This window comes from Exiguobacterium alkaliphilum 12/1 (assembly GCF_000714435.1).
In the GTDB taxonomy this organism is placed as follows: domain Bacteria; phylum Bacillota; class Bacilli; order Exiguobacteriales; family Exiguobacteriaceae; genus Exiguobacterium; species Exiguobacterium alkaliphilum.
In genome coordinates this window covers 99,422-111,096 of record NZ_JJMW01000019.1, presented here as the reverse complement: position 1 = coordinate 111,096, position 11,675 = coordinate 99,422, and the positions used below count along the sequence as shown (strand labels likewise).

The 11,675-nt window shown below is 52.6% G+C and carries 12 protein-coding genes; all 12 read right to left on the bottom strand.

Translation table 11 applies throughout. From position 1 onward, the window contains the following. Positions 1-17 precede the first annotated feature (17 nt). A complete protein-coding gene (gene fliE / locus RT52_RS03460) occupies positions 18-302 on the bottom strand; it encodes a flagellar hook-basal body complex protein FliE (protein ID WP_034808903.1) in 285 nt (94 codons plus the stop codon). Positions 303-315: 13 nt separating this feature from the next. Continuing rightward, a complete protein-coding gene (flgC, locus tag RT52_RS03455) occupies positions 316-747 on the bottom strand; it encodes a flagellar basal body rod protein FlgC (protein ID WP_034808904.1) in 432 nt (143 codons plus the stop codon). A 2-nt stretch (positions 748-749) separates the two neighbouring features. Next, complete coding sequence (gene flgB / locus RT52_RS03450) at positions 750-1,118, bottom strand: flagellar basal body rod protein FlgB (protein ID WP_034808906.1); 369 nt, start codon at positions 1,116-1,118, stop codon at positions 750-752. A gap of 272 nt (positions 1,119-1,390) precedes the next feature. After that, on the bottom strand, positions 1,391-2,170 hold the full coding sequence (gene codY / locus RT52_RS03445) for a GTP-sensing pleiotropic transcriptional regulator CodY (protein WP_024370097.1): 780 nt from the start codon (positions 2,168-2,170) through the stop codon (positions 1,391-1,393). Positions 2,171-2,207: 37 nt separating this feature from the next. Beyond that, complete coding sequence (hslU, locus tag RT52_RS03440) at positions 2,208-3,581, bottom strand: ATP-dependent protease ATPase subunit HslU (RefSeq protein WP_034815090.1); 1,374 nt, start codon at positions 3,579-3,581, stop codon at positions 2,208-2,210. Continuing rightward, the gene (hslV, locus tag RT52_RS03435) at positions 3,578-4,126 is read right to left on the bottom strand and encodes an ATP-dependent protease subunit HslV (RefSeq protein WP_034808912.1); all 549 of its coding nucleotides are present in this window, start codon (positions 4,124-4,126) and stop codon (positions 3,578-3,580) included. Before hslV ends, hslU begins: the two co-directional genes overlap by 4 nt. A gap of 11 nt (positions 4,127-4,137) precedes the next feature. Beyond that, complete coding sequence (locus RT52_RS03430; RefSeq protein ID WP_034815088.1) at positions 4,138-5,019, bottom strand: tyrosine recombinase XerC; 882 nt, start codon at positions 5,017-5,019, stop codon at positions 4,138-4,140. Between the two features lie 187 nt (positions 5,020-5,206). Next, entirely contained in the window at positions 5,207-6,565 is a 1,359-nt protein-coding gene (gene trmFO / locus RT52_RS03425) for an FADH(2)-oxidizing methylenetetrahydrofolate--tRNA-(uracil(54)-C(5))-methyltransferase TrmFO (protein WP_051690253.1), read from the bottom strand. Next, the gene (gene topA, locus RT52_RS03420) at positions 6,517-8,613 is read right to left on the bottom strand and encodes a type I DNA topoisomerase (protein ID WP_034815084.1); all 2,097 of its coding nucleotides are present in this window, start codon (positions 8,611-8,613) and stop codon (positions 6,517-6,519) included. The genes trmFO and topA overlap by 49 nt, the downstream gene beginning before the upstream one ends. Before the next feature lie 65 nt (positions 8,614-8,678). After that, positions 8,679-9,467, bottom strand: coding sequence for a DNA-processing protein DprA (gene dprA / locus RT52_RS03415; protein ID WP_034815082.1), 789 nt, complete (start codon positions 9,465-9,467; stop codon positions 8,679-8,681). Between the two features lie 56 nt (positions 9,468-9,523). Next, positions 9,524-10,441: a succinate--CoA ligase subunit alpha gene (sucD, locus tag RT52_RS03410; protein ID WP_034808921.1), complete on the bottom strand. Its 918-nt coding sequence runs from the start codon at positions 10,439-10,441 to the stop codon at positions 9,524-9,526. Between the two features lie 12 nt (positions 10,442-10,453). Continuing rightward, the gene (gene sucC / locus RT52_RS03405; protein WP_034808924.1) at positions 10,454-11,614 is read right to left on the bottom strand and encodes an ADP-forming succinate--CoA ligase subunit beta; all 1,161 of its coding nucleotides are present in this window, start codon (positions 11,612-11,614) and stop codon (positions 10,454-10,456) included. Positions 11,615-11,675: the final 61 nt, after the last annotated feature.

Sequence of the window (11,675 nt, the reverse complement as noted above, 5' to 3'; positions counted from 1 at the left end):
ACTCGTCATCCTCTACATTAAACTTGCATTCGCATCATTTCTTGATAGGCTTCGACAGCCTTGTTCCGCACCTCAATCGCGAGTTGCATCGCTATCGACGACTCTTCACTTTGAATCATCACTTGATGAAGGTCGGCTTTTCCGACGGCAAGGTCGGCGCGAGCCGCACTCGTCGCCTGTTGCACGTCGTTCAACGAGCGCATCGCCTCATTCAAATACGATCCAAATTGAGATGGCGTATCTTTCACCGGGTTCACCCCGGTCGGTTGAGTTCCAATCATCGAAATCGGATTGATTTGCATCCGTCTTCACTCCTTATCCTTTACCAATTTCCATCGCTTTGACGAGCATCGCCTTCGTCGCATTCATCGCCGCCACGTTGGCCTCGTATGAGCGGGTTGCCCCCATCAGGTCGACCATCTCTTTTAACAAGTCCACGTTCGGCAACTGCACGTAGCCGCGTTCGTCCGCGTCGGGATGCGACGGGTCATAAGACAATTTATAAGGCGCCTCGTCCTCGACGATTCGTGCCACTTGCACGCCGCCCGAGACGGCGTTCGATAACTGTTTTCGAAACGGCGCTTCCTGAAGCACCGTCATCTTACGCGTATACGGCTGCCATTCTCCATCGACAAGTTTGCCGCGTGTCGTCTGCGCGTTCGCGATATTCGCTGAGACGGTGTCCATCCGTAACCGTTGTGACGTCAGCGCCGTCGCTGAGATATGAAAACTATCAAACATCCCCATCGTTAACGTCCTCCTCGTATCACCGTCTTCAAACCACCGAGCCGACGGTTGAGTTGTTCCATCATCGCCTCATATTGCAATTGGTTCCGCGCTAGTTCACTCATCTCGAAATCGAGGTCGACGTTATTCCCGTCACTGCGCATCGCACCTCCTGCACGGTCGACGATTTGGCTCGTCGCCCGCTCGCTCGGTCGCCCGCCGGCAAGTTTCAACCGCATCTCGTTCGATAGCGTCTGTTCGAAGACGGCTTGTTTCGCTTTAAAATTCGGGGTATCGATATTCGACAAATTATGACTGATCACTTTCTGGTGTAAGACCGAATGGTTGATCGCTTGCTTCATCAACTGATAGTCGGTGCCAATCCATTTCATGCGGCTCACTCGCTTTCACATAAAGATGCATGTATATACCTTATTTGGAAATTCCACTATTACATTGAAACAAATCTGTAACAGTTCTGAAAGATATTTTTAGTAAAACAGGTAAATGGTCTAACTTCTTTTTGTCGAATTTACGACATATTCTGAAAATAATTACTTTTGCACTAAAAAACCCGTTCTTTCATTCGAAAGAACGGGTTTTTGGACCTAAAGCGGTCTTTATCTAGCGATTGTAAGGCTGTTCGTGATGAACTTGCTCTGTTTCAATTAGATTTCAGCTTCTGTAACTCAAACAAGAAATTATCATTCAGTATCTTGATATAGGTTCCTTTCATCCCGAGCGAGCGAGATTCGATGACGCCGGCGCTCTCGAGCTTCCGTAGCGCGTTGACGATAACCGAACGAGTGATTCCCACTCTATCGGCAATTTTGGAAGCAACTAACAATCCTTCGTTTCCACCGAGCTCTTCGAAGATGTGCTCAATCGCTTCGAGTTCAGAATACGAGAGGGAGTTGATCGCCATTTGCACGACTGCCTTCTTCCGGGCAGACGCCTCGGCTTCCGCCGCTTTTTCACGCAAGATCTCCATCCCAACGACTGTCGCGCTATATTCTGCGAGGACGAGGTCGTCTTGCGTGAATTCGTTATTCAAGCGTCCGAGCACGAGCGTGCCGAGACGTTCGCCGCCGCCGATAATCGGAACGATCGTCGTCTTCGATTCGAGAAAGAGTTCGCGGTTCTCAACCGGGAATGCCGTATATTCGCTATCGATATCGATATTTTCCGTCGTCTCTTTCACGTTGAACAAGTTCGACGCATACGGCTCCGGGAACTGGCGGTCGACAAGGAACGCCTTCATCCGCTCATTTTCAATCTGTTGTTTGATCGCAAAGCCGAGCAAGCGGCCGCGACGGCTGACGATGAATGTGTTCGCCTCAAGCACTTCACGCATCTTGTCCGCCATCTCTTTAAAGTCGACGTGCGCGCTCGCCTCTTGTTGAAGCATCGTGTTCAATTGGCGTGTTTTATCTAGTAAGTTCATAGTTCTGATTTTCCTCCCTGTATGTGCATACAGAATCTTATAGTATATATTGGCTTAAGTCTCGATCTTCCGCAATCGAACCGACTTTTTCTTTGACGTAAGCAGGTGTGATTTGAACGTTCGTCTGTGGCATGTCGGCCGCCTCGAACGACAAGTCCTCGAGCACACGTTCCATGATCGTATAAAGGCGACGTGCGCCGATGTCATCCGTCTCGCGGTTGACGTGCGTCGCAATCTTCGCAATCTCTTCAATCGCCTCATGGGTGAACTCGACCCCGATCTCTTCAGACTCGAGGAGCGCCGTATATTGCTTGATGAGCGCTTGCGACGGTTCGGTCAAAATCTTGACGAAGTCTTCTTCCGTCAAGCTGCTCAGCTCGACGCGAATCGGGAAGCGCCCTTGCAGCTCCGGAATCAAATCGGACGGCTTCGCCATATGGAACGCTCCGGCCGCGATGAAAAGGACGTGATCCGTTTTGACGGGACCGTATTTTGTCACGACCGTCGACCCTTCGACGATTGGCAGGATGTCGCGCTGAACGCCTTCACGCGAGACGCCGGCATGGTCTTGCGACTTCGTGGCAATCTTGTCGATTTCATCGACGAAGATGATCCCCATCTGTTCGCTACGCTGCACGGCCTCGTCATGGACCTCGTTCATGTCGAGCAAGTTCTCCGCCTCTTCGGCGATGAGGAGCGGGCGGGCCTCACGGACCGAGATTTTCCGCTTCTTCCGTTTCTTCGGTACGATTTGTCCGAGCATGTCTTGAAGGTTCGACAGCCCTTCCATCCCTTGCCCTTGGAACAAGTCGACCGTCTGCTTCTCTTCCAAATCGACTTCAATCAACCGTTCCTCCAACTCGCCGAGCTCGAGCAGGCGCCGAAGCTGGGCCCGATCGCTCGCTTGTGTCGAGTCGGTCGCCGGTTCTGCCTGTTGCGCCTGACCGCCAAACAGTGCCTCGAACGGGTTCGAGGCTGTCGGGGCGGCTTTCGCCTTCCCTTGAAGCGCATCGAGGATCCGCTCCTTGGCGACGGCTTCGGCTTGGTCTTTGACGCCTTCCTTCTTGTCTTCTTTGACGAGACGGACTGACGCCTCAACGAGGTCCCGGACCATCGATTCGACGTCGCGGCCGACGTAGCCGACTTCTGTGAACTTCGTCGCCTCGACCTTGACGAACGGGGCACCGACGAGTTTGGCGAGACGGCGGGCAATCTCGGTCTTCCCGACACCGGTCGGGCCGATCATCAAGATATTTTTCGGCGTCACTTCATCCCGAAGGTCCGCGCTCAGCTTTTGACGGCGATAGCGGTTACGAAGTGCGATCGCGACTGCCCGTTTCGCATCTTTTTGGCCAATGACGAAGCGGTCTAGTTCCGACACGATTTGGCGTGGTGTCAATTCACGTTTCATTTCGAATCGCCTCCAATTGTTTCGACAATGACTTGGTCGTTCGTATAGACACATAGCTCTCCAGCAATCTCGAGTGCGGCTCGCGCGATCTCTTCGGCCGATTTTTCTGGCGAGTAGCGGACGAGGGCCCGCCCCGCAGCCAGGGCGTAATTGCCGCCCGACCCGATAGCGAGGATGCCGTCATCCGGTTCAATCACTTCGCCGTTACCTGAGACGAGAAGCAAGTGATCGGCGTCCATGACGATGAGGAGCGCTTCGAGCTGACGGAGCATTTTATCGCCGCGCCACTCTTTCGCGAGTTCGACGGCCGCCCGCGGCAAATTCCCGTTATACATCTCGAGCTTTGACTCGAACTTCTCGAACAGGGTGAACGCGTCGGCGACGCTACCGGCGAAACCGGCTACGACTTTTCCGCCATAGAGCCGGCGTACTTTTTTCGCTTTGTTCTTCATGATGACCGCGTTTCCGAGCGTGACTTGTCCGTCCCCGCTCATTGCGCCTTTGCCTTCGTGTCGGACTGCAAAAATCGTTGTTGCATGGAACATAGTATGACCCCCTACTTTCTCGGATGTGTTGCTTGATAGACCGCCCTCAGCCGTTCGGTCGACACGTGCGTATAGCGCCCCGTCGTCGACAGCGATTCGTGGCCGAGTAATTCTTGGACGGCACGAAGATCAGCCCCGCGTTCTAATAGATCGGTCGCAAAGCTGTGGCGGAGCGAGTGCGGTGTCAACGGCTTCTGGAGACCACCGCGTTTCCGTAGCCGCTTCATAACATATCGGATTTGGTCTGTTGTCACTCGATTCCCGTTTTGACCGAGAAATAAAGCCGTTTCCTCGGCACTAGTATGCGCCTGTCTGACGAGCAGATAGCGGTCGAGCGCTTCCATCGCATATTTGCCGAGCGGGATGTAGCGTTCCTTCTTCCCTTTCCCGACGACATGGACGAAGGCGAGCGCCTTGTCATACGACGCGAGGTCCATTCCGCACAGTTCCGCCACGCGCATCCCGGTGCCATACAGCATCTCGACGATGGCGACGTCACGTGCGCGCATAAACGGGTCCTCCTCGGCTGCCGCGGCATGAAGCAGCTGTTCTACCTCACTCGGAACGGCAAACGTCGGCAACGACTTGCGTCGCTTCGGTGACGTCAGGCCATGAAACAGCGGTTCCCCCCCGTTTTCACGGGCGATGAACTTCCCGAACTGCTTCAGGCAAGATACTTTTTGCGAGACGGTCGTCGTCTTGGCGTCCGCCTCGTAAAGAGCATATAAATAACGCCGCGCCGACTCCACATCATACGGATCGAGATGCGTCGTTTGGCAATATGCGGCGTACTGGTCAAGCGTCTGCCCATAAGAGCGTTTCGTATGAGGCGACAGTCGTCGTTCGACTTGGCAATAGCGTAAAAATGATTGTTGATCCTCGCCGAATCCCATTCGCTCGCCCCCTTGTTTTTGGCATAAAAACGTCTGTTCCCGTCAAATCGAAATTAGCATAGCATACAGAAAGTAAGGTGACAATAGATAGCCCTTCAATAATCTGAAAATTTTCAAAGTGTTGTACAAATTACACAATTGAAATTTAAATTCAGAAAAAAGGAAGCCAAATAATGGCTCCCTTCCCTTAAATCTCTTTATACTGTTGGATCGTCTCAAGGGCACGATTGGCGTATTTCTCGTAGCGTTCTTGTTTCTTCATTTTCTTCGGCGCGTCTTCAAGCGACGGCACAAGTCCAAAGTTTGCGTTCATCGGTTGGAAGTGCTTTCCGTCCGTCGTCGTGATGTAATGCGCCATCGAACCGAGCATCGTCTCACGTGGGAGCACGACCAACTCTTCCCCTTGAATCAGTTTCGCCGCATTGATTCCGGCAAGGAGTCCTGAAGCGGCAGACTCGACGTAACCTTCGACGCCCGTCATTTGTCCGGCGAAGAAGAGTGTGTCACGCGTACGCGCCTGATATGTCGGCTTGAGCAAGTTCGGCGAGTTGATGAACGTGTTACGGTGCATCACACCGTAACGGACGATCTCAGCGTTCTCAAGTCCCGGGATGAGTTGGATGATGCGCTTTTGCTCGCCCCATTTCAAATGGGTCTGGAACCCGACCAAGTTGAAAAGCGTCCCGGCCGAGTTGTCTTGACGAAGTTGTACGACCGCATGCGGACGCTTATTCGTCTTCGGATCTTCAAGGCCGACCGGTTTCATCGGTCCGAACAGAAGCGTCTTTTTCCCGCGCTGGGCGAGCACCTCGAACGGCATGCAGCCTTCGAAATAAATCTCTTTCTCAAATTCTTTGAGCGGGACGACTTCGGCTTTGACGAGTTCGTCATAGAAGACATCGAACTCTTCTTCTGTCATCGGACAGTTCAAGTACGCCGCCTCGCCTTTGTCGTAACGCGATTTCAAATATACTTTGTCGCGGTCGATCGTCTCCCCGTCAAGAATCGGAGCCGCTGCGTCGTAGAAGTACAAGTAGTCTTCGCCTGTGAATGCTTTGAGCGAAGCCGACAAGTCAGGTGACGTGAGCGGCCCCGTCGCCACGATGACGATGCCGTCTGGAATCGCTTGAATCTCTTCGTTGTGAACGGTCACGTTCGGATGGTTCTTTAGCGTGTCAGTGACGAAGCCGGCAAAGTCATGCCGATCGACGGCGAGCGCGCCACCGGCAGGGACGCTCGCCGTATCCGCCGCTTTCAAGATGAGTGAGTCGAGCGTGCGCATTTCTTCTTTTAATACGCCGACTGCATTTTGCAGACCGTTCGCCCGAAGCGAGTTCGAGCAGACGAGCTCTGCGAATTGATCGGTATGGTGGGCCGGTGTTTGACGGACCGGTCTCATTTCATATAAATCGACTTGAATCCCGCGCTTCGCGAGTTGCCAAGCCGCCTCGGAACCGGCAAGCCCGGCCCCGATGACAGTTACACGTTGTGACAATCTTAATCCTCCTCTTGCTGATGTACCTCGGTATGGGTACAGTTCGTACATTGATATTTGACGCCGTCTTTAATTTTCTTCTCGACCATCATGTGATCACATTCCGGACAAGGTTTTGCGACCGGTTTGTCCCAAGAAACGAACTCACAATCCGGATAGTTCGAGCATCCGTAGAACAGACGCCCTTTCTTGCTGCGTCGTTCGACGACTTGACCGTCTTTACAGCTCGGACACGGGACGCCAATCTCGACTTGGACCGGCTTCGTGTTCGTACAGTTCGGGAAACCAGAACAAGCCATGAATTTGCCGTAGCGCCCCATCTTGATGACCATCGGCGAACCGCAAATCTCACAATCGATTCCGGCCGGCTCATCTTTCACTTCAATCTTCTCAATTTCTGACTCGGCCCGTTTCAACCGTTTCTCGAAACTGCGATAAATCGGAGCGACGACATCGGTCCATGCCACTTCCTCGTTCTCGATGGAGTCGAGCAGTGTTTCCATGTCGGCCGTGAACTGGACGGTAATGAAGTCGTTGAAGTATTCGTCAATCATTTCGATGACGAGCTCACCGAGTTCGGTCGGGACGAACTTCTTCTCTTCTAACACGACATAGCCACGTTTTTGAATCGTGTCGAGCGTCGGCGCATACGTCGATGGACGACCGATCCCGAGCTCTTCCATCGCACGAACGAGTCGGGCTTCCGTATAGCGCGGCGGCGGTTGCGTGAAGTGTTGTTTCGGCTCGATCGTTTCGAAGGCGACCGTGTCGTCCACTTCAAGCGGCGGCAACAAGCCTTCCTTCTCAGGGTTCGCTTCTTCGATATCATCGTCTTTTGACTCGATATACACTTTCATGAAACCAGGGAACTTGACGGTCGAGCCGTTGGCGCGGAACGTCATCCCGTTCGACTCGACATCGATTTTCACCGTATCAAGGACAGCCGGTGCCATTTGGCTGGCGATGAGCCGTTCCCAAATGAGTTTGTACAACCGGAGTTGATCACGTGACAAGTACGGTTTCATCATGGCCGGGTCACGCAGCGCCGACGTCGGACGAATCGCTTCGTGTGCGTCCTGGGCGTTCGTCGCTTTCTTCTCTTTTTGCTTTTGAAGCGCGACATATTCTTCGCCGAACGTCGATTCGATATATTCTTTCGCTTCGGCTTTCGCCAAATCGGAAATTCGCGTCGAATCGGTACGCATGTACGTGATCAAACCGACCGTGCCTTCTTTTTTGCCAAGGTCGATCCCTTCATACAACTGCTGGGCGAGCATCATCGTCTTTTTCGCACGGAAGTTCAGCTTACGGGCCGCATCTTGCTGAAGCGAGCTCGTCGTGAACGGGAGGGACGGGTTTCGTTTGCGTTCCTTTTTCGTGACGTCGACGACGTTGAACGAGTCCCCAATCGTATTGAGCACTTCGTTCGCGTCAGCCTCTGTCTTCAGTTCGACTTTCTTGCCGTCTTTTCCGAAGAAAGAAGTCTCGAACGTCTCCCCGTCATGGTTGAGGTTCAGTTTGATCGTCCAGTACTCTTCTGGGTCGAAAGCGTTGATTTCCCGCTCGCGATCGATAATCATCTTCACGGCGACCGACTGGACACGTCCAGCCGACAATCCTTTTTTCACTTTCTTCCATAATAACGGACTCATCCCGTATCCGACGAGACGGTCCAAGATCCGTCGCGCCTGTTGGGCATCGACGAGGTCGTGATTGATTTTACGCGGGTGTTTGAACGATTCTTTAATCGCATCTTTCGTGATCTCGTTGAAGACGACACGACATTCCGTCGTCTCATCGACACCGAGGGCACGGGCTAAATGCCATGCGATCGCTTCCCCTTCGCGATCCGGGTCAGCCGCGAGAAAGATTTTCGTCGCTTTTTTAGCGGCCGTCTTCAATTCTTTCAAGACCGGCCCTTTACCACGAATCGTAATATACTTCGGTTCAAAGTCGTGTTCGACGTCGACACCGAGCTGACTCTTCGGTAAATCAATGACGTGACCCATCGAGGCTTTGACCGTATAATTCGATCCTAAATACCGTTTAATTGTTTTTGCTTTCGCAGGTGATTCGACGATCACCAAATATTTTGCCATACATCTGCTCCCCTTTTAGAGGTCATTTAAATCCCTACCATAATATTCATGTTCTCGATGATTTGTCAACGTACAATCATGAGATCGTTTAGAAATTGATCGGGATTCGTCAATGGAATCGCACCTTCTTCAATCAATCGATTCGGTCCGGCGGCGAGTCGATCGAGCGGGCTGCCCGGGACGGCAAACACCGTCTTTCCTTGCTCGAGCGCATGGCTGACTGTATTCATCGTCCCACTTTTTTCCCTACCTTGGACGACGACGAGCCGATCGCCAAGCCCACTGACGAGACGATTCCGTTCCAAAAATTGAAATTTTTTAACTGGCGTGTCCGGCACGTATTCGCTCAACAATAATCCGGTTCGTTCAATCTTGTCAAACAACGGACCATGCGCGGTCGGATAAAGGTGAGAAAATCCCGATCCGAGAACGGCGACGGTCGGTCGATTGCGGACGAGCGAGGCTTCATGTACGAGCCCATCGATGCCTTTCGCCCCGCCCGAAATCGATACAGTTTCTTCTATTAAAGGATGCAAAAACTCGACGAGCGGACGACTGATGCGATTCAATTCACGGCTACCGACCAATGCGGTCGTTCTTTCATGTAGTACCTCTAAATCCCCTCGATAAAACAAACAATACGGGGGATTCGGGATGACGAGCAAACGTGTCGGGAACAACGGGTCTTCCCACGTCATGAAGTTGGTGTACGTCTCGGTATTTCGCTTCGCCCGTTCCACTTTCCTCAAGACGGCAGAAGAAGCGTAATACGTATCGAGCGTACCGGATAAATAATGATGAACGAACTCGACAGGCAACCGTTCGGCTGCAAAACGTGCTATTGTTTGATTCATCACAATCTCCTTTATAAGAAAGAGGGATGAAAATTCATCCCTCAGACCGATTTGGCTTACGTCGTCGGTTGACCCGTGACACAAGCGTCGTATATCCCTTTTTCTTTCAAAACGCGAATGAGCGTCTCGCCGATGACAGCCGGCGTCTCGGCCACTTCAATCCCGTTGGCGTTGAGTGTCTTAATCTTCTCGGCCGCAGTTCCTTTACCGCCAGAGATGATGGCGCCAGCGTGACCCATCCGTTTGCCTTCTGGGGCTGTTTGGCCGCCAATGAAGCCGATGACTGGCTTCGTCATGTTCGCCTTCACCCATTCGGCCGCTTCTTCTTCAGCAGTCCCGCCAATCTCACCGATCATGATGACCGCTTTCGTGTCTTCGTCTTCGTTGAACGCTTTGAGCGTGTCGATGAAGTTCGTGCCGTTGACCGGGTCGCCCCCGATGCCGACTGCCGTCGATTGTCCGATACCGGCTGTCGTCAATTGATGCACCGCCTCATACGTGAGCGTTCCTGAACGCGACACGATCCCGACGTGACCTTTCGTATGGATATACCCTGGCATGATTCCAAGCTTCGCTTCCCCTGGCGTGATAATCCCTGGACAGTTCGGTCCGATTAAACGAGCCGGTTTGTCCTCGAGATAACGTTTCACTTGGATCATGTCGATGACTGGAATCCCTTCCGTGATGCAGATGATGAGTTCGATTCCGCTATCGGCCGCTTCCATGATTGAGTCAGCAGCGAACGCAGGTGGCACGTAGATGATTGACGCGTTCGCGCCCGTCGCTTCGACTGCCTCAGACACCGTGTTGAAGACCGGCACACCATCAAGGACCGTCGTACCGCCCTTACCAGGCGTGACGCCTCCGACTAGCTTCGTGTTATAAGCCAACATCTGTTCGCCGTGGAACAGACCTTGTTTCCCTGTGATCCCTTGAATGATCACTTTTGTATCTTGATTCGCCCAAATACTCATGTCGTTTCCCCCTTATCGAACGAGTGCCGCGATTTTTTCTGCACCGTCAGCCATCGAGCTCGCCGACGTGATCGCAAGACCAGATTCATCGAGAATGCGTCGTCCCGCATCCACGTTTGTTCCCTCTAAACGAACGACGAGTGGTAAATCGAGTCCGATTTCTTTCGTCGCCGCGACGATTCCTTCAGCGATGATGTCACACTTCATGATGCCACCGAAGATGTTGACGAAGATCCCTTTGACTTGGTCGTCTGACAAAATCAACTTGAACGCTTCCGTTACTTTCTCTTTCGTCGCACCGCCGCCTACATCGAGGAAGTTGGCGGGCTCGGCGCCGTAATGCTTGATGATATCCATCGTCGCCATCGCGAGACCAGCCCCGTTGACGAGACATCCGATATTCCCATCGAGCGCGATATAGCTGAGGTCGTGTTTCGACGCTTCGACTTCACGTGGATCTTCTTCCGTCGTGTCGCGCAAATCGAGAATGTCTGAATGACGGTAGAGCGCGTTGCTATCGAAGTTGAGTTTCGCATCGAGCGCGATGACGTTGCCGTCTTTCGTCGTCACGAGCGGGTTGATTTCCGCAATCGTGCAATCTGTCTCGACGTATACTTTGTACAACTTCATGACCATGTCACTGAACTTGTTGACGAGCTTCGTTGGTACTTCCATCTTGAAAGCGAGACGACGGGCTTGGAACGGACGGAGTCCGACGACCGGGTCGACGATTTCTTTATGAATCTTCTCTGGTGTATGTTCAGCGACTTCTTCGATGTCCATACCACCTTCAGATGAACCCATGATGACGATTCGGCCGATCGAACGGTCAAGCACAAGTCCTAAGTAAAATTCTTGATCGATTGCCGATCCTTCTTCGATGTAAAGACGTTGAACGACTTTTCCTTCCGGTCCAGTCTGATGCGTGACGAGCGTTTTGCCGAGAATCTCAGACGCATACTGTTTGACTTCCTCATCCGTCTTCGCAAGTTTGACACCGCCGGCTTTCCCGCGGCCACCTGCATGGATTTGTGCTTTGACAACTTTCAATTCACCGTCTAGCTTGGCGGCGGCTGAAACTGCCTCCTCTACCGTAAACGCCGGATAACCGGTCGGTACGGCGACTCCAAATGCGCGGAGCAGTTCTTTTGCCTGATACTCATGGATATTCATTTGATTTCCCCCTTAGTCCCCTTTAATATCGGCACGTCTATTGTAACGAAAAACTGAAAGC